The following is a 17,506-nucleotide window of genomic DNA, read 5'->3' as shown; positions in this document are numbered from 1 at the left end:
GACGTGATTATTGCGTTTTACGAATGATAAATTTGCGTTAAATTGCTGCCCGACTTCTTCTGCAGATGAGACAAGACATGGACTATGAGCTCAACGATATTCGATCTTTCGTGAAAATCGCCGAACTAGGCAGCTTCCACGAAGCCGCCGATGCCTTGCACTTGTCTCAGCCTGCGCTCAGCCGCCGCATCAAAAAACTCGAGGAAGGGTTGGGCACCGCGTTGCTCGATCGCACCACGCGCAAGGTCAGCCTGACGAGTGTCGGACGCGACTTTCTGCCTAAGGCGCGTCGATTGCTGGATGACTTCGATGAGTCGATTCTCAATATCCGCGAACTTGCCGAGCGGCAGATTGGCCGAGTGACCCTGGCGTGTATCCCTACGGCCGCATTCTATTTCTTGCCCTCGGTGATTCGTCTGTACAACGAGCGCTACCCCCAGATTCGCATCCGCTTACTGGATTTGAGTGCCAACGAGGGGCTTGAAGCGGTGTTGCGAGGAGAGGCTGATTTCGGGATCAATATGATGAGTGGGCAGCATCCGGATATCGAGTTCGTGCCCTTGGTCATCGAGCCGTTTGTGTTGGCCTGCCGACGTGATCATGAGTTGGCTGGACGCACTTCGGTCACTTGGTCTGAGTTGAGCGACTACCGCCTTATCGGGGTTGGGCGCCTGAGCGGCAACCGCATGCTGCTGGATCACGCCTTGTCCGGCTTGAGCTGGCGCCCGCAGTGGTTCTACGAGGTTCAACACCTCTCAACCTCCCTGGGGTTGGTGGAAGCCGGGTTGGGCGTCTCAGCAATGCCAAGCCTGGCCATGCCGGCACAGGATCATCCCACCTTGGTCAGCGTCCCCTTGATCGAGCCGGTGGTGAACCGTTCTTTGGGCCTTGTCTACCGCCGCGGGGCATCGCTTTCGCCGGCGGCGGAGAAGTTCGTCTCGATCCTGCTTGAGCAATGGCCACAATGAGCCAGGCAGAGCATCTACTTCCATAAACCAGCGACAAGTGACTGAGTGAACATCACATTCGGGAGCTGTTTCCGGCGATTCTTGATCCCGATTTGTCTGATCTGGATCTTAGGCGCTGTACGAAGACGGGCTGATTGACACTCGGCGACTTTTCGTCCGGGCGCAAATTTACACAACAGCACTTATGTAACCCGACAATACGCCGATACCTTGCAGCGGCACGCAAGTACGCAAGCAGCACTTACTCCATCGAAGGCAGGAAACCGAACAATGTGGGAGCACATCTGGCGCAGTATCAATTCCCCGGGCTACTTTCCCAACGTACTGGACTGGATGATCAATATTCTCCTCAACCCATTCATGGTGATTATGTGCCTGATGGTCGGAGCGCTGGCCGGTAGGTGGTGGAGAGCCGTCCCCTATGGCAGCCTCATTTGTTATGTAGTGTTCCTGAGCCGCTCGCCATTCTATGGGTGGGGGAGCATTTTCCCGGAAGCCGGGCTGCCTGCGCTGTTTATTGATGGCGCACTGCTTGCCCTCCTTGGCTTCTATTTGAAAGGCGTACTCAGAACCCGCTCAGAAGCAAAGCCCGAAGGCCATTGGTTGCGCTGGCTTTATCAAAGCCTGAAGGTCGTCATGCTGATAGTCGTGGTGATGTTCTGGGTTCTCGTCGTGCTGTTTATCGTGATCTTCACCGTCTCGATCGCTACCCAACCGTCAGTGGTGCACTGACCCGCGCTTCACCCCGATCGACATTGCCGTGGCGATCTGAGTGGCGGTGAGCCTATTTTCAGCATGCTTGCAGACCTCAAGGGCCAGGCGCATCCGTTCGGCCTGGCGGCTCAATTTCGCGACGATGGCATCGCGCGAGTTGGCCATCGGTATACCGCTTATTGCTGGACACCATAGTGGGCGCGCACTGCACCTGGTCATGGCATTCAGTAAATCAGGCGAGTTACCAGGGTGAGGACGTGCCTAGTGCTCCTGAGATAGAGCCCCATCCAAGTCATTGAATTTAAGCGCTGTGTGCTTTTTGCTTACGCCTGGCGGCGGCAATCTCCTCTTTAGCGGCACGAACAATCCGCCTTGAACACTCATTGAAATGCTCAATACTTCGCAGCGCCATCTGGCACTTTGTACACACCCAACGAGGGATGCGAGTATGACGATCAAGGAAGAACTGAACCAACCCCAAAGTCATTCGATTGAACTTGACGACCTGAACAGCGAGCAAGGAAATGCCCGCGCCATTTTGACATCCAACTTTGCCGGCAACTTCGATCAGTTCCCGACTAAGCGGGGTGGTTATGCGATCGACAGTTACCTGCTGGATTACAGCGCGCCCAAACAAGGCTGCTGGGTAGATGGCATCACCGTCTACGGCGATATCTTTATCGGCAAGCAGAATTGGGGCACCTACACTCGCCCGGTCTTTGCTTACCTGCAGTACATGGACACCATTTCCATTCCGCAGCAGGTGACACAGACTCGCAGCTACCAGTTGACTAAGGGGCACACCAAAACGTTCACGACCAGTGTCACTGCCAAATACAGCGTTGGAGGTAGCATTGGTATCGTCAACGTCGGTTCTGATATCTCCGTTGGATTTAGCAGCAGTGAGTCCTGGTCTACTACTCAGACGTTCAGCGAAAGCACTCAATTGACGGGGCCTGGCACCTTCATTGTCTATCAGGTTGTTCTTGTTTATGCGCACAACGCCACTTCGGCGGGCAGGCAGAATGGTAATGCCTTCGCCTACAACAAGACCCAGACGGTGGGCTCGCGCCTGGACCTGTACTACCTGTCGGCCATTACTCAGAACAGTACGGTCATTGTCGAGTCCAGCAAGGCCATCGCGCCGCTGGATTGGGATACTGTCCAGCGCAATGTACTGATGGAGAACTACAACCCAGCCAGCAATAGCGGGCACTTCAGTTTCGACTGGAGCGCCTACAACGATCCTCATCGCCGTTACTGATCTATTCTGACGCGTTGTTCGATGGCCCCTTGTGATGAGGGGCTGTCGTGCGCCAGGCCTTCTAAGACCTTACTGCCGGTCACTATCCCATCAGCAGATGTTCCGCGTGCGCCTCAAGCTCTTTCGACTCGGCTAGGCCGTCCTTGCTTATCGGTGGAGGCACACAGTTGTCGTGTTCGAACTGTGCTCTGCGTAGTCTCGAGAGGCTTGTCTCCAGTGCGGCAGATGCTGATCCTTCAAGACTCGGATGCACGCTTACACTCCACTGGATGCCGATGGGCATGGAGCGGAGCGCATGCGGATTCGGTCGGGGAAGAGGGCGCTTCTATTGCCAGGAGTCGTGCTGCAATCTGCTAGGATTCAGACCGCATTGAATGGCTATCTAGGGAAAAACATGTCGGTCTACTCAGTTACCATCCCCTGTTTCGCGCAGATGCTGCGAGCGTTGTCTTCTCTTTTGTCTAAGGGCGAAGCCACTGCTTTAGAGCGTGGTTACGACCCACACATTCTGCTTGAATCTCGACTCGCACCGGATATGCACAATCTTGCCCAGCAAGTTCAGTACGCCTGTACGCAGGCGCAGGAGGCGGTCCAGCGACTGACGCAGCAGCCAGTAAAATCGTTCACTCCTCCCGAAACCCTGGCAGCAGCGAAGGTGTTGATCGAGCGTACGCTGGCAGTTCTTGATTCGGCGGACCGCACTCAAATAGAGGAAGGGGCTGAGCGCGAAATCGCTATTGAGTTACCCAATGGCATGGCCTTCGATATGACCGGTAATGAGTACGCTGTGAACTGGGCTACTCCACAGTTCTACTTTCACCTGATCACGGCATACAACATCTTGCGCCATAACGGCGTACCTCTCGGAAAAGCCGATTATGTACAGCACATGTTCGCCTACCTGCGACCCTAGTGTCTCTGCTTGACGTCCGGTAACGGCGCAGCCTTCAAGCTTGCTGCGCCACGTGCGGTTGTGGGCGGGGAGGTCTTCAGCCGAACGCCTCGACCCCGCTGGTACATCGCCAAGGCTCGCGATGAAAGTGCAAGGGATCGGTTGGCAGGCCGCTGTCGGATTGCGGTTTTGGTCGCGCTGGCTGAGCGCGGCGCCGATAAAAAAGCCCGCGATAGAGGCGGGCTTTAGGTACTGATTTTTAGAGGCAGTCGGACTTGTCTATCTGAAAGACCGCTATCGGTGAAATGCCGGTTGCCCCTCTGCCCAGTTCGAGGAATTACAACTGTCCCTACAACTCGCCCCAGCTTGGATATTCCACGAACCCGAAGAGTCTCGCCCATACGGGATTTTGGCGGCCCCTTCATGCGATGGTAGAGTCTCGCCAAATCACGATGAGGGATCAGCATGAGAGTTTTGATTGGAGCACTGGCAGTCGCTTTTTTGGCCGGGTGCGCATCACCGCCACCGTTGAACTTTTCCGTTCAGGGGCTTGAGCCTTCCACCCAGAAAATTGATGCGGACCTTAAGTCTATATCCGTCTCATTTGCCGGACCGTCCGAAACTCGCGGAGAAATACCTTCAAGTGGAGAAGGGGTTCCTGGACTGTGGGAGAGCTCCCTGAGGGAAGGTGTCAACCGAATCGCGGTCTTCGATGATGACTCGGCCCGAAAGGTGAATGTTTTTGTGAAGATCACAGAGCTGGACATTCCGGGCGGTGGTGTTTCTATGACCACCAAAGCGAGGGCCATCTATCAAATCGTAAACAGGAAGACAGGAAAGGTCATTTATGAAAGGGAGGTCTCTAATATCGGCACTGTGTCTGGCACCTATGCATTTTATGGTGTCACGAGACTCAAAGAGTCCATAAATAGGGCGGTCCAGGAAAACATTCGTATTTTTCTTGAGGCAATTAGCACTGTTAAGTTGGACGCTTGATCTCGACAACGATGGGTGACTGTCTGTAAGACTGGCGTCATCCTCTATGTGAAAACTCACGTAGAGCCGCATGGAAGACTGCACTGGATTTGCTTGCGTAAAAAGCCCGCTTCGAGCGGGTTTTTTATTGCCCTAAGAAAAACATCAGCTTGTGAGGCAACCGAAATAAAAGAGAGACGTCAATCATCTCGCCTCCCTGGGCATTGCGGTTGAGTCGAGGCAGGCAGGTTAGGCCGCAGAGGACCTAGGAAGACGAATCGCGCAGCCGATGGGGAAGTGAGAGCTGTCAACGACTAGGGCAAGACCGGCAAGGGCCTGGACAATACAGCTAGGAAGATCAGTCAGTCCTCAATGTCCAAGCAAGTCGAGCCTACGGGACGCACATAGCAGTCCTCGCTAACTGGCATGATTCGAGGAAGTGGGCTATTGCTTGATGGTGTGGCATAGAGCCAGATCGAGGGAGTGGTCATGATTAGAAAGCCAAGCAACAAACTCATCGCAGCGTTTTCGGGCCTGACCGAGGGCGAAGTGGGAACCTACTTATGCGATGTAATTCAGGAGCCGAACGGTGATTGGCTGGCCTACTTCGGAAATGAAATAGAGCGCGCTTCAGTTGCATGCCAGAAGCTAACCACAGCGAAGACCTTAACGATTCCCAAAGAGTTTGCTAATAATTGGTATGACCGAGGTAATGGCTAGACTTTTAATACTCTGGGGAAAGCGAGTCAGGTGTGCCGGTGTTTGAAGTACCACAGTGCTTTGCGACCTTAGCAGTTGCCCTGCAACTATTTAATTCTTGTATAAAGCTTGGTGGTGGTCGCGACCCAAATCGTCTGCATCCAGTTGCGGAATCACCAATAAGGTGGAATCACCTTCCACTCCTTGAGCGGCGAAGTCTTTCGACATTTCGCCGCATTGCTGGTCTTTGGATTGCTTTCCAGCACCACGCCGATGTATTGGTCGCGCTCGGTCACGAACACTTCAGGCACCCCATATGCAGAGATGGGATGCTCATTTTCACTCCGCGCCTGTAGTACTGCCGAAGTATACAGTCTCCGGTCATACGCCCTGCGCCGTTGCTCACTGCGGCGATTAGAGTGGTTTGCCCGGGGCTAATACCAGTCTTGCGGCGCTCTTCAAACTTTCGCGACTACTTTTCAGATACGGCTATTGTTAGTCGCCACGTAGTGGCGAAGCGAATCAACTTTTCCGTATGTGCATCGGCAAAAAGTGCTGACAGTTGAAATGATGGCTAATTGCAACTACGATCGCGCCCCTTTAAAGGGAGTCATTCGATGTTTCCAAGATATTTCCGCTGGATTTCGGTGCTGGGCATCCTTGCCGCAGTTGTAGTCTTCATAATCGCCAGCCTGCAGATAGTTACTGGCTCGGCGCCAGCAACAGACCTGATACGGCCCAGCATTGCCGCTATCGCATTTGGCTGGGCTTTCACTCAGTCAACCAAGGTCTGATCTAAATCACTGACTTCATCGGCGGGGTCACGCTTGAGCTCGTATAGCGTTTATTGTGCAAGTCCTGCGCTAATACCAATTCGTTTATGAGTAGCTCAAAGTGCTACAGTCCCGCCAAATCAAGATGAGGGAGCGGTATGGAAATTATGAAGCGTGGGCTGATTCAATGGCTGACAGCAGTGGGTGTTGGCGCAGTTCTAACGGTTAGTAATCTCCAGGCTCAGACGACGCCGCAGGCCACGCAGGAAATAAACGGCTTGCTGAGCTTTGTTGAGCGCAGCGATTGTTTGTTCGTACGCAATGGGACCGAGTATCCAGCACCGCAAGCACGGCAGCACCTCGAGAAAAAGCTGAGTTATCTCGAAAACAAAAATATGGTGAGCAGTGCCGAGGACTTCATCAATCTCGCCGCCAGCAAAAGCAGCATCAGTGGAAAAGCTTATGAGGTGCGATGCCCTTCAGGGACGCAACCTGCAAGTACTTGGCTACAGACCGAACTGCAGCGATTACGCCAACCTCGGTAGTTCGTGTCCAAATAGCCCAGCCTCCTTAGCAAGGGCGGCCGTATTTGCTGTCGTTCCATATAGCGAGTTTCAGAATTTTCTGATTTTCGCCGGCGTCACGCCTCGTTATGGTTCCTGCGCTCTCCCGGCCCATAACTTGCCTACTGCCTATGGTTCAACGTTGCAGGGCCGGGCGAGCTTCTCAAATGAGCTGAGCAGGAATACTGACTGCGATGCTTTCCGGTGTTGACGATAAGTGCAGTTGGCGGGTTCAGGTAACCTCTTGGCCTTACTTGTCATCTCGCTCAATTGCTGGTCGTCACCTCCAATTCGCCCCTCTATAAATTTGATCTGCCTCGCGCTTGCCGTCGAGAACGGCAGGGCACAGCCTTTAAATGCCTACGCGAAGTGACGCACAATAATGCCCGTCTCTAAGGCAGACGCTCGATCGCGTCGTCACAACTAAGGATGGTGACCATGAATTACAAACATCTGCTGCCTGTAATCCTGTTGGCCGGTTGTGTTTCGCAACCCAACCACAATGGGGTCAATTGGGGGGAGGGAGCTTGCCCTAAACCGGCGCCGGAAAGCATCTCAGCCACCCATCATTTGGTGATTGAGGACGGTAAAACGCTGAAGTGCCAAATCCGACCTTATGTCTGGAACATGGCTTGCCAAGGGATTGTCGATGGCGAGAGTGACGGCGTTGTTTGCCAGGATGGCGCAGGGAACCAAATGATTTTCCTGTTTGATAACAATGGAATGCTGACTACTCATCGCAGCCTGAAGGCAGGCCGGGGCATTTAGATAGGGAATGCTGGCGCTCGTGCCTCAGCAAGACAAGCCTCTATGTCCAAGCAAACTCAACCCTGTGTGACGGGCATAGAGGATCCTCGCCGGCTGGCATGAGTTGTTGAGGTGGGTGATATGCTTCGCTGCTTTTCAAACAAGGAGCGTAATGATGGCCAGTGAAAAACCTGAGGTCTTTCAGGAGTGGTTCACCGCCAAGCGTCGGCGTCGAGTTGGCGGCGTTTTACTTGTCGCGTGGATCGTCGGACTGGTTGTGCATCCAAGTACTAACTGGATCTACTTAATGATTCCCGGAATCATATTTTTCTTCAGTGCCTGGCCGGCTGAAGTTCACGATAAGCGTTGAGGCGTTCTAGGACCGCGCAGCAAGAGCGATCTGCGGCGGTATTCAGAACCTCGACTGCCATTTTTTGATAGGAGTGTTTTCGCAATGGAACTGAAGTCATCGAACAAAAATATCCGAATCGTAGGCTGTGCCGGGATCGTCGCAGGCGCGGCCATGGTCGCAACCAGCCAGGAGAGTTTCGTACATACTTTCGGGATGGGCATTCTTGCTGGAGGCTTGGTTTTTCTCGTGCTTCCGTTTTTCAGGACGACTTGGCGAAAGTAATCAAAACTCCAGTCAATCCAAAGCAAATAGCTTAATTGCGGACCATAAACACACAAGTGTCTGCATCTTGCCGCGAGTGTTGGCAGTAACCGCTGCCGGCGCTGGCTCAGTCTGTTGGTAATCTGCCTTAAGGTCGATTCACCCAGCGCTTAGGCATTAACCGTACAAACCGGAAAGAAGGCATGAAAAGGATAGGAATGATCATGTTGGCTGTCGCAGCGCTTGCAGGCTGTGGCTCTCAACCGATCGATTACGCCGCTAAGGCGCAGCCAGGCATGACCCGGGAGCGTGCTGTATCGGTGGTTGAACAGGTGTTCTATGAGGACTTCAGCAAGAAGCGCCCTCAATATGTTGAGGTCACAGACGAATTCATCCTGCTTTCTGATGGGACTATTTCCAAAAGCTCGGGCTTTGCCACGGCCGCTCCTATTGGTAACGGTGCAATTGCCGCGGGCAACAGCACCACGGTCACCAAAGCGATGGGCCAGCGTATCTATTTCCGCTCGCTGGGCACTACCACCATTCACAAAACTCGCGGCCGCGAAGGGCGCTACACCGTCGTGATTCGCAGTGTTGACGGCAGCGGCCTGCGTAATGTGCACATGCGAACCCAGGCGACCGCCGAACAGTTTATTGATGCGGTGCAGTTTTTGAAGACCATCAGCCGGTAGCGAGCAACCATTGGCACCAAGACCCGCTTCGGCGGGCTTTTTTGATCCCGAAGTTCACGAGGTCTGCGCTATGAGGCATGAAAGAAAGAAGAGATGACCCCATGCAGGGAACGCCACGAAAACTAGATACAAAGCGCAAGATCAAAGTGAGCCTCTCCAGAGGTTACTGGAGAAAACACAATCTAAGAGCCGGTAGCGAGGACCAATATGAGCTTATCGGCGAGGGTGGAGCGCTCTGCTCTGGGTAATCGCTTTCTGTATTGATGACGATTTGGGTAGATGATGGCAAAATGACGCCTCTTTTTTGGCGAGTCATTTCTCGCCCCAACCACTGACTCATGCGTACAGCGCGCTTCGCGACAGGCGTCAGAAACAGATAGCAAGGACACTATGAATTCCCTGTTCAAACTAGCGGCGGCTGTTGTTGCCGGTTCACTCCTAGCCGGCTGCGGCGGCGATAACTTCACAGGCGCTTACCGATTCAAGGCCCCCAACAGCGAGAGGACGATGGTCCTCAATGTCCACGGCGATGAAGCAGAGATTTTCGGGCAGGACGGGGCAGAGGGCCGTATCAAACCCTTGGTCAAAATGAAGGTCTCGGTCAAAGGTGAGAAGCTTCTTCTCGATGATGTGAACGGTACTGAGCGCCTGGCCCTGAAGCGTAACGTCGACGAGCGAAGCCTCGACTGCCTCAACTGCAAGGTGCTGGGCATCAAGGACGAGACGCTCTGGAAGTTTGATCCCAAAGGGCCTTATGACGTAGAGCAAATGCTCAAGGATCAGGCGCGCAAGGATGAGGAGGCACTGAATGCGAAAATGCAAAAGATGCAGGAGCAAATCCTGGAAGACGCCAAGCGGGGGCAGGCCTCCGCGAAGCTTGGCCCGTATGAAGGCGAGTGGGTCTACCAGCGCGTCAGCAAACAAGACCCGCTCAGCATTATGACCATTTGGCGCAAAAGCCAGATCAAACAGTGGTCGTTCAACTTTGAGAGCATGGATCGTCTGTCGCAGATGAATCCTGGATTTGAGGTCACCGACACTGGGCTGAAGATTGGAACTGAGCCAAAGGCTCATCTTTATACCCTCAGCGCTGACAAGAAATCACTGAGCTGCGTGGACTGCCCGCAACCACAGCGCTGGGCCAAGGCCGATCCCAATAAAGACCTTAGTGATCGACATTACGCTCGCCAGATGGCCGGCAGACCCTAACCAATAAGGACGCGCAGCGAGGCTTGGCGAGGCCGGCGGGCTTTCTGAGTTGCGCTGCGTTGTGGCTATCCCGGTAAGGCTTTTCGCAGGAAAAGCGGGCACCGGCGCCAGAGCATGTTCATTGTCTTTTGGCGGCCCTTGGCTGCGGCGAGCACACCTGTTTGGATCGTCAATCCGTATTCAAAATGGCATACATTTCAAAGTTGCCAGGGCGTCCGCGAACCATGCGAAACGATCTCAGTTTTCCTTCGTATTGGAATCCACACTTCACAAGAACCTTGGCTGAACCACGGTTGGTTTCAAGAACTGTGCCTTGCACCCGTATAAAGCCGTACTCCGTAAATGCCCATTGCGTTACAGACGAACAGACGGCGCTCGCAATGCCTTTTCCCCAATACGCAGGCGCTAGATCATAAGCAATCTCCGCGCTTCGGTTTGCTTCAGAAATGCTGTGGAAGCCGATGGTCCCGATCAGATCACCACTGGCTTGATTGATGATTGCCAGCCGTCTTATCGAGGAGGGTTGTGTCGAGTCTATCTCGTCAAACATGGGAAAAAGATCTTCCTCGGAACGCAAATTCCAACTGGTGTGTTGGGTAACCTCGCTGTTTGAAAGGTAGGCGTACCAGGCTTTTACATCCGTTCGCTCCAGTTGTCGGAGAGAGATATTCAGGAAGTCCACTGTGGGCGCTGTTGGAATCCTCATGCTGGGTAACTGATCCTTAGTTTGAGTGGAAACGTATTCTACGTGGTTTTTTAGCCACGACCTGAGTTCGGGAGTTGCAACGGGGCTGCATCTGCGTAGCGTTGTGGCGTACTGTGTCTTCCCTCTCCAACGTTGCGGTATTACTTATGTCTGATGAAGTTCGGCTGGTGGTGATCATTAATACCCAGTCAGGTCGAGGTTCCGAGCAACTGGCGGCTTTTGAACTGCTTGCGCCCTTGGTCCGAGCTGAGCCGGGGTGCATTCAATACGACATGCACCCCGTGGCCGGCAACAGCGACAGTTTTGTGTTGATCGAGAAGTGGGCATCAAAAGAAGCGCTGGCGGCTCACAATCTTGCGCCACATATGCTGGAGGCAGCCAAGCGTAACCCAACGTTTCGCGCGGGGCCGGCTACGGTGTTGCTGTTGCAGCCGGCAGTCTCTGTTTCATAAAACCATAGGTTGTCTTGGCCGCTTCTGGCTCATGCGCTGGGTGTTCTGCATAGGGCTGACAGGTATGGGGAATTCCCAGGGTCAGCGCTTTGGCGAAAAGATCACCTTGACCGGAGCATCGTGTGTGTAAGTCACGGCAGCCGGCCCATAGCCGGGATTGAAATCCTGATGCCAGGCTCTGAGTTCGGTATCTGAAACCCATTCGAGTTGCAGCTGGCTCTCAGGCACGCTGGCGTCGAACTGCGCCAGCGCGTTCACCGCTGATTGGCAGTCTGCCGATAGGCCGGATTCAAGAATGGAGACCTGTATCTTCTCGCTCCAGGTGATTGCACCGCTTTGGGGGCATTGGCGGACCTCGACATGGTATTGCCGACTTGGCGAAGGCAGGTCGGAAACGAGTTTGTTGGGGCCGCAGGCCGCCAATAAAACTGATAGGAAAAGCAGGCCTAGGGTATTTTTCTTCATCGCAGCATTCCAATTGCCAAGGGTTTTCTGGGTGGCCTATCCGTAAGAGCTCCAGCCATCAGCTATTCCTGGCGTTGCTCCTGCTGGCACTGCTCGGATCCAGGGCCTGAAATGGACAGGCCGATGCTGACGGGGTCGACATCGCGCCTACCCACCGTCAGTACGGCCTCAGACGCGCCCTCCAGGCTCGCTCCGCGGGATGCCAGCCACTGGGATACTAAAACCTGCTGGCGCTCGTCATCGACGGTTTGGTCGATGGCGACCGAAGGCGGGCCATATCGCTGGGCGAGTAACCGGCTCAGTTCTTCGAAGCGGGCGCGGATAGCCGAGTCCTGCGTATCTCCCGGGATCTCGACCGCCGTGTAGATTTCGCAGAGGCCAACCTCTTTACCGAACTTGAGGGACAACTTCTCAAACCCGGCAATGGGCCTTGGTGGGCGTTCGACCAGTAGAACGTTGCGTCGAGTGTTGCTGCCCAAGACCTGGGTGACGGCCCGGGCCTGCTCGATGGTCATTCCCATCTGCAGGCCGAAAGGCCCGGTGTAGATTGCCGCCGCTTCCTGTTTGCAGCCGGTCGTGGCCAGGGTGAGCAGCGACAGCAGAAGCGGGGCCAACGTGTATTTATTCATGGGAATTCCTCTTTCCAATGGCAGGTTAGCCGTTGCTTGACCGGGTCAACCAGGCATTTGCTTTGGACGTTGTACACGGCAATGCCAACCTGTGCTCGACACACTCCTTTGTTCCCTCGCTCAGGCAGGGCTTGAAATGAGGGGCGGGTTGCGAGTATTGCTTGGCGCCAATCAAAGGCAGGGAGCAGGCAGTGATCACAATTCGAGAAGCGACTACCGAAGATATTCAAGCACTGAGTGATATTGGCATAGAGACTTACCGAGAGCATTTTTCGGACATCTGGACTGCCACAGGCATGCAAGACTTCCTGAACCAGGACTTCTCAATCGACGCACTTCAGAAGTCACTGCAGTTGCCCGCCGCCCATAGCTGGCTCTTGGCATCCGACGCAGAGGGCCGTGTTGTAGGCTTTGCAAAGATCAATTGGTCTAAACCGATGCCTGTATCAGCAGAGGTGGGCGCGGAATTGCAGAAAATCTACTTCCTGAAATCACAGGCAGGCAATGGCTACGGGAAGCAACTTCTGCAGGTCATTTGCCAGATGGCAAAAGAGCGTGATGAAGGCTTTATAGCGTTGGATGTTCTGAGGACCAATGCCAATGCGCAGCGCTTCTATGAACGCTTCGGGTTCGAGGCAGTGGGCGAAATACCCTTCAGCACCGACAAGGCTGAAATCGGAATGGTGGTGATGCGCCGCGACCTTTCCCGGTAGCGAACCTGGCGCCGCATTCCGAATAGTCTGTCCGGGTATCCAGCATGGATGAAAGCCCAGTAGCTGAAAAAGTGGGAGCCGTAGTGGCGTTATGCCTCCACTCAAATCGAAGGGATATGCCATGAGAAATCACATCAAGGAACCACTGGACCGCGTCAAAGCTCGATCTACATTTGCCTTGCAGCAGGCCAGCAAGCACAGCGACGAGATGCTCATCATCGTCAAGGCGCTGCATGACGCGATATCAGGTCTGAGCGAGTCCATCATGGTGCTCGAAAGCCACCTTGGGGATGTTGAAAAACAGCTTCGCTGATGGAGCGTTTCGCCCTTGGCCTACACATGTCCTGACTGGAACTGCAGCCGTTCCGGTATGAATTGAAGGCCTGCAAGGTCAACAGGAACGGCGTTCACCGTCGAGCATTTCCTGGCCTTGGTTGGGCAGTCGTCATGAAAGCCGCCACGGGAGTACGCCGCTGGCGGTTTTTTATGGGATTCAAGTCGAGGAATGAACAGAGCAGCAGGATGAAACGCCATTCAAGGGACTACGGGCAGGGCTCAACCATGGGTGATGAGCTGCTGCTGATAGCCACCATTATCGACCGGTGCAGGGTATCGGCTTTCATCGATCAATGAGCGCAACTGCTGTGAGTGACTGGATTGCCTGAAGGCCACCTGACATTCGGCTGCGTCGAAAAAGCGTCGCAGATAAGGCAGGGCCAAATGGAGCACGGCTGGCTCGATTTTCAATGAGGCGCTCACGATGTCCAACTGATCGGTCAGGTCACGATATAGATCAATAACCAGGAAACTTTGCTTATCAGCGCACGGGTAAATATGCACGTCGCCGGTGCCTGCAGGCGTGTCGTCGAAGTAGGTATCGTAAAGTTCGGTAATGTTCAGCGCGATTCCAACGGCATTCAATGCGGCCGACAGATCGGCGTTGGGGATGTGCTTGTCTTCGATCCATGTGACCAGGTCGGGCATTGAGACGCAGATGTCGAACTCATTGGCACAGATGATAGGTGTCATGGAAGGCAGATCCTGGCAGTGAAAGCCGGTAATCGTAACACCTTGAGGGAAGAGCTCTTTTGCCAATCCCGTCGATGCGGTTATTTGCTGGGGGCTTGTGCAGCGTGCTCAGGGTAACGTCAGTCTCAGAAGGCAATAGGCTATTAGCACATCTGCCCTAATTGACCCTTATAGGCGCTCATTACTAAAGTCCTAAATGGCCCGGATATCGCCTCATAAGGTTCGGACTATATGAGCGCGAAAGCGCCGGATTCGGAAAATCAGTGCGTACAACCATGGAACCGTTGAACTGCCTGCAAGCAACGGTCATCCAGGGTTCTCTGTGCCAGTAATTCTCCCCAGAAAAATAAATAAGCCTTGTTGATAGCAACAAGGCCCAAGGAATGGAACAGCACCATGCCATCGTTCTTCAAGTTCAATAAATACTTTGCCCTGCTGGCAACATTGTTGGCAGTTTCCACTTCGGTCAGAGCCGAAGGAAACCTCGTCGGAGACTGGTGGATTATCTACGGTACCGGCGTGGCCTCTCAAAACGTCATGTATGTGGCCGACCTAACTTCCGTGGTGCCGTCCAACAAGACCAAGGGTGCAAAAGTCGCGGCGGTCACCATTGTTTATGAAGACATGAACAAGCCGGTGATTGATGTGTACAACATGGAAGTCAAATGCGCCGAGCGCAAAATGCGCTTCCTCGATGGTCAATCGGTCAAACGCTTTGACTACAGCCTGCGGCATCTGACGGTGTCCACTCAATGGCAGGATGTAAAGGAACCTTGGGTACAACGCACCTTTGCCTTTGTCTGTGCACCGGGTAATCGCAATAAAAATGACATGCTTGCAATGGGCAAGATGGAATACATGCAAATGATTCAGACCGCCCAGGCAATGTTCGAAAAGATGGGGCCGAGCCAGAAAAGGAATCAGATGATAGATGACCTGGACACCCTGTTGGGCAATGAAAAATAAGTGGGAATTGGGGCATTGATCAGTAGCAGGACTGGCCAGTGCTCTTCCTTACATTCACCGGTCTTGGCGGGTCAAGAACCCGTCTTCAACATTTTTGTCTTGCCTATGATAAAGGAAGTAGTGATGTGCAAATGGATTAAGGCATTTTCACTGATATTCATCTTGCCTAGTGTTTTGCTTATCAACGGGTGCCACTTGATTGCCCAGTCTCGCTGGGAAGGACGAGACGTCCAGGAAGCCCTGGATTTATTTGGCAAACCCGATTCAATGCAGAAACAGAACGGCGCTGGCGGCGAAACGCTGGTTCTTCTGACTTGGTATAAATCTTCCAGCTGGACAACCACCGAAGCGGCCGGAACTTCAATGAATCACACGGGCAATGGGATGGTTTACACCGAGTATTACCAAACCGTTGGGCACAGCTCTGATTGCAAACTTGAGGCGACCGTCAATAAAGCCAAAAAAATCGTACTGTTCAGAATTGAGGACGGACGAATCCTGCATGGCAAATGTATAAATGTTCCTTTTGTACCTGGGTACATTCCGCCTGGGTTATAGGCCAGGTATGCAGAACATGCCCGCCTGAATTAGCCGTGGTGGCGGGCCGGCGCAAGCCGGCCAAGCCGTATTGCGTCAGCAGCCCTGCGGCGATTCTCCACGAGCCAGGCGGGCATTGATGTCATCGATGACTGTCGGCAATTCGACAATGGTGTCGATCAGGTAGTGCGGGCGGGTGCCTTCGAACATGTGGGCGATACGGGCACGTTCTGCAGCCAGTTGCTCGTGAGGCAGCGCCTTGTACTGGTCGTAGGTCAAGCCCAGCGCGTTGCCGGAACAGGTCAGGGCGACGGTCCACATGCCGGCACTGCGGCCTTCGAGAATGCCGGGCCAGGTGTCGTCGACCTTGACGCAGGCGGCAACGTCACTGACTCCCAAGGCAATCACATTGGCCAAGGCCTGAGCTGGGTGCGGGCGTCCATTGGGCACTTCATCGGTCGCTACTACATGGTCGGCGACATAGCCGTTTTGTCGCGCCAACTCCACCACTTTGGCCATGACGACTGCCGGGTAGCCGGAACACGAACCTATTTTCAGGCCCCTGTCACGCAGCGCGCCGATGGCGTCCAGGGCTCCCGGAATCAGCGCCGAGTGCAAGGCGATCTTTTCGATCTGAAGCGGCATGAAGCGCTCATATAGCGCGGTGACGTCGGCATCGGTCGGCAGGCGACCGAAGACCGCACGATAGCGTTCGGCGATCTGGGGTTGGTCGCACAAGGTGCGGATGTGGTCCCACTTGCCCATGCCCATGGGGCCGCGGGCTTCTTCAAGCGAGACGGCAACGCCGAATTCACCGAAGGCTTCCACGAAGATTTGAGTGGGGGCGAAGGAGCCGAAATCAACGACGGTACCTGCCCAGTCCAGGACCACGGCTTGCAGTTGGGTAGGGTGTTGGTAGTGCATGGTGAGTCTCCATTTTTGCGGTAGGGTCCGGCCGTCCCTCTCATCTGCGAGAAGTAGGCCTTTGAATGGTTGCAGCGCGTTAGTGGGTCAAGTTGTCGGCGTTGGACTTGAGTCGAACAGCTCGGCGATCATCGGCCGGTTTCGGCGAATACCGAGGCAGCACAGGTGATAGTCGATGGAGAACGGGTGGTTAACAAAGGTGATCGGTTTGGTTCCCGGAGTTTCTGCGTACTCCACGGCGGACACGAAACCGATGCCGATGCCCTTGGCGATGGCGTGGACAATGGCTTCGCGACTGTTGAGCTGCATGACGCAGTTCAGGTCCACGTCCAGCCGCTTGCAGCTTTCCTCGACTAATTGACGGGTGCGTGAGCTTTTTTCGCGGAGTACCCACTTCTCGCCGCTGATTTGCTCGACCCGAACCTCGTCCTGGCTTGCCCAGGGGTGGTCGTCGCGAACCACCGCAATAATCGGATAGCGTCGGTAAAGCTGGGTATCAAAGCGCTGGTCGAATTCGGAGAGTGCAAGAATCGCCACATCGATATCGAAGTTGAACAAGCGGTCCAGTGTCTCTTTTTCAGGAGAAAACGACGTTTCCAGTTCAATGTCCGGGTGTTGCTGCATCAGCTCATACGTCAGGTTCATCGCAATCGGTGGGGAGACCGCACCCAGGCGCAACATGCCGGTCTTGCGTTGCTTGAAGCTTTGCAGAAGTTGCACGGCTTCATCTTCCTGGCCAAACAGGCCCTGGGTGATTCCATAGAGCTTGTGTCCCGCCGAACTCATCTCGATAAAGCGTCCACGACGATGGAAGAGCTCCACCGAGAATGCTTTCTCCAGCGCGTTTACCTGTTCACTGACCGTTGGCTGGCCGACGCTCAGGTATTGGGCGGCGAGTGTGAAGCTGCCGGTCTTCGCCACTGCATGAAAGGAGCGTAACCACTTGTGGTACTGGTACATGAAAAGATCCTGTTCG

At 54.2% G+C, this 17,506-nt stretch carries 24 protein-coding genes; 16 read left to right on the top strand and 8 right to left on the bottom strand.

Annotated elements, in window-relative coordinates; all coding sequences use genetic code 11:
* Positions 1-77 precede the first annotated feature (77 nt).
* Both JFU57_RS24605 and JFU57_RS24600 read left to right on the top strand, forming a co-directional pair.
* Positions 78-968, top strand: coding sequence for a LysR family transcriptional regulator (locus JFU57_RS24605; protein WP_078473058.1), 891 nt, complete (start codon positions 78-80; stop codon positions 966-968).
* 270 nt (positions 969-1,238) lie between these two features.
* On the top strand, positions 1,239-1,700 hold the full coding sequence (locus JFU57_RS24600) for a hypothetical protein (RefSeq protein WP_201131060.1): 462 nt from the start codon (positions 1,239-1,241) through the stop codon (positions 1,698-1,700).
* Here the strand turns inward: JFU57_RS24600 and JFU57_RS24595 are convergent.
* Positions 1,686-1,847 (bottom strand): hypothetical protein, encoded by a 162-nt coding sequence (locus JFU57_RS24595; protein ID WP_201131059.1) that lies wholly within the window; start codon positions 1,845-1,847, stop codon positions 1,686-1,688. The genes JFU57_RS24600 and JFU57_RS24595 overlap by 15 nt on opposite strands.
* A 283-nt stretch (positions 1,848-2,130) precedes the next feature.
* On the opposite strand from JFU57_RS24595, the gene JFU57_RS24590 reads away from it, so the two are divergent.
* The 4 genes from JFU57_RS24590 to JFU57_RS24575 all read left to right on the top strand — a co-directional run bounded on the left by JFU57_RS24590 (position 2,131) and on the right by JFU57_RS24575 (position 5,533).
* Positions 2,131-2,946, top strand: a complete 816-nt coding sequence (locus JFU57_RS24590) for a monalysin family beta-barrel pore-forming toxin (RefSeq protein WP_201131058.1) — start codon at positions 2,131-2,133, stop codon at positions 2,944-2,946.
* Positions 2,947-3,340: 394 nt separating this feature from the next.
* Complete coding sequence (locus tag JFU57_RS24585; RefSeq protein ID WP_201132189.1) at positions 3,341-3,859, top strand: DUF1993 domain-containing protein; 519 nt, start codon at positions 3,341-3,343, stop codon at positions 3,857-3,859.
* Between the two features lie 444 nt (positions 3,860-4,303).
* On the top strand, positions 4,304-4,834 hold the full coding sequence (locus tag JFU57_RS24580; RefSeq protein WP_207202230.1) for a UDP-N-acetylglucosamine acyltransferase: 531 nt from the start codon (positions 4,304-4,306) through the stop codon (positions 4,832-4,834).
* A 468-nt stretch (positions 4,835-5,302) separates the two neighbouring features.
* Positions 5,303-5,533 carry a hypothetical protein gene (locus JFU57_RS24575; protein WP_201131057.1) on the top strand — a complete coding sequence of 77 codons (231 nt, stop codon included), beginning with the start codon at positions 5,303-5,305 and terminating at the stop codon, positions 5,531-5,533.
* 152 nt (positions 5,534-5,685) lie between these two features.
* On the opposite strand, the gene JFU57_RS33460 is transcribed toward JFU57_RS24575, so the two are convergent.
* A complete protein-coding gene (locus JFU57_RS33460) occupies positions 5,686-5,808 on the bottom strand; it encodes a hypothetical protein (RefSeq protein WP_274609831.1) in 123 nt (40 codons plus the stop codon).
* A gap of 635 nt (positions 5,809-6,443) precedes the next feature.
* Between JFU57_RS33460 and JFU57_RS24570 the strand changes: the two genes are divergently transcribed.
* The 5 genes from JFU57_RS24570 to JFU57_RS24550 all read left to right on the top strand — a co-directional run bounded on the left by JFU57_RS24570 (position 6,444) and on the right by JFU57_RS24550 (position 10,109).
* Positions 6,444-6,830 (top strand): DUF5329 domain-containing protein, encoded by a 387-nt coding sequence (locus tag JFU57_RS24570; protein ID WP_201131056.1) that lies wholly within the window; start codon positions 6,444-6,446, stop codon positions 6,828-6,830.
* Between the two features lie 456 nt (positions 6,831-7,286).
* Positions 7,287-7,616, top strand: coding sequence for a hypothetical protein (locus JFU57_RS24565; RefSeq protein WP_201131055.1), 330 nt, complete (start codon positions 7,287-7,289; stop codon positions 7,614-7,616).
* 154 nt (positions 7,617-7,770) lie between these two features.
* The gene (locus JFU57_RS24560) at positions 7,771-7,965 is read left to right on the top strand and encodes a hypothetical protein (protein WP_078473052.1); all 195 of its coding nucleotides are present in this window, start codon (positions 7,771-7,773) and stop codon (positions 7,963-7,965) included.
* A gap of 467 nt (positions 7,966-8,432) precedes the next feature.
* A complete protein-coding gene (locus JFU57_RS24555; RefSeq protein WP_201131054.1) occupies positions 8,433-8,900 on the top strand; it encodes a hypothetical protein in 468 nt (155 codons plus the stop codon).
* Positions 8,901-9,290: 390 nt separating this feature from the next.
* Positions 9,291-10,109, top strand: a complete 819-nt coding sequence (locus JFU57_RS24550; RefSeq protein WP_201131053.1) for a hypothetical protein — start codon at positions 9,291-9,293, stop codon at positions 10,107-10,109.
* A 169-nt stretch (positions 10,110-10,278) separates the two neighbouring features.
* On the opposite strand, the gene JFU57_RS24545 is transcribed toward JFU57_RS24550, so the two are convergent.
* A complete protein-coding gene (locus tag JFU57_RS24545; protein WP_201131052.1) occupies positions 10,279-10,815 on the bottom strand; it encodes a GNAT family N-acetyltransferase in 537 nt (178 codons plus the stop codon).
* A 146-nt stretch (positions 10,816-10,961) separates the two neighbouring features.
* On the opposite strand from JFU57_RS24545, the gene JFU57_RS24540 reads away from it, so the two are divergent.
* A complete protein-coding gene (locus JFU57_RS24540) occupies positions 10,962-11,267 on the top strand; it encodes a putative quinol monooxygenase (protein WP_078473048.1) in 306 nt (101 codons plus the stop codon).
* A gap of 81 nt (positions 11,268-11,348) precedes the next feature.
* On the opposite strand, the gene JFU57_RS24535 is transcribed toward JFU57_RS24540, so the two are convergent.
* Together JFU57_RS24535 and JFU57_RS24530 are read right to left on the bottom strand one after the other, a co-directional pair.
* Positions 11,349-11,732: a hypothetical protein gene (locus JFU57_RS24535; RefSeq protein ID WP_201131051.1), complete on the bottom strand. Its 384-nt coding sequence runs from the start codon at positions 11,730-11,732 to the stop codon at positions 11,349-11,351.
* A 62-nt stretch (positions 11,733-11,794) separates the two neighbouring features.
* Entirely contained in the window at positions 11,795-12,361 is a 567-nt protein-coding gene (locus JFU57_RS24530; RefSeq protein WP_201131050.1) for a hypothetical protein, read from the bottom strand.
* A 191-nt stretch (positions 12,362-12,552) separates the two neighbouring features.
* On the opposite strand from JFU57_RS24530, the gene JFU57_RS24525 reads away from it, so the two are divergent.
* Both JFU57_RS24525 and JFU57_RS24520 read left to right on the top strand, forming a co-directional pair.
* The gene (locus JFU57_RS24525; protein WP_078473108.1) at positions 12,553-13,074 is read left to right on the top strand and encodes a GNAT family N-acetyltransferase; all 522 of its coding nucleotides are present in this window, start codon (positions 12,553-12,555) and stop codon (positions 13,072-13,074) included.
* Between the two features lie 121 nt (positions 13,075-13,195).
* Positions 13,196-13,387 carry a hypothetical protein gene (locus JFU57_RS24520; RefSeq protein ID WP_078473045.1) on the top strand — a complete coding sequence of 64 codons (192 nt, stop codon included), beginning with the start codon at positions 13,196-13,198 and terminating at the stop codon, positions 13,385-13,387.
* 242 nt (positions 13,388-13,629) lie between these two features.
* Here JFU57_RS24520 and JFU57_RS24515 read toward each other — a convergent pair whose 3' ends face one another.
* Complete coding sequence (locus JFU57_RS24515; RefSeq protein ID WP_201131049.1) at positions 13,630-14,103, bottom strand: hypothetical protein; 474 nt, start codon at positions 14,101-14,103, stop codon at positions 13,630-13,632.
* 396 nt (positions 14,104-14,499) lie between these two features.
* On the opposite strand from JFU57_RS24515, the gene JFU57_RS24510 reads away from it, so the two are divergent.
* Together JFU57_RS24510 and JFU57_RS24505 are read left to right on the top strand one after the other, a co-directional pair.
* A complete protein-coding gene (locus JFU57_RS24510; RefSeq protein WP_201131048.1) occupies positions 14,500-15,069 on the top strand; it encodes a hypothetical protein in 570 nt (189 codons plus the stop codon).
* Between the two features lie 123 nt (positions 15,070-15,192).
* On the top strand, positions 15,193-15,627 hold the full coding sequence (locus JFU57_RS24505) for a hypothetical protein (RefSeq protein ID WP_201131047.1): 435 nt from the start codon (positions 15,193-15,195) through the stop codon (positions 15,625-15,627).
* A 75-nt stretch (positions 15,628-15,702) separates the two neighbouring features.
* Here the strand turns inward: JFU57_RS24505 and phnX are convergent, their stop codons facing one another.
* Together phnX and JFU57_RS24495 are read right to left on the bottom strand one after the other, a co-directional pair.
* A complete protein-coding gene (phnX, locus tag JFU57_RS24500) occupies positions 15,703-16,530 on the bottom strand; it encodes a phosphonoacetaldehyde hydrolase (protein WP_201131046.1) in 828 nt (275 codons plus the stop codon).
* Between the two features lie 87 nt (positions 16,531-16,617).
* The gene (locus JFU57_RS24495; RefSeq protein ID WP_201131045.1) at positions 16,618-17,490 is read right to left on the bottom strand and encodes a LysR substrate-binding domain-containing protein; all 873 of its coding nucleotides are present in this window, start codon (positions 17,488-17,490) and stop codon (positions 16,618-16,620) included.
* Between the last annotated feature and the right edge of the window lie 16 nt (positions 17,491-17,506).

The sequence above is a fragment of the Pseudomonas sp. TH07 genome, assembly GCF_016651285.1.
GTDB lineage: Bacteria > Pseudomonadota > Gammaproteobacteria > Pseudomonadales > Pseudomonadaceae > Aquipseudomonas.
This window is presented reverse-complemented; position numbering and strand designations above follow the sequence as displayed.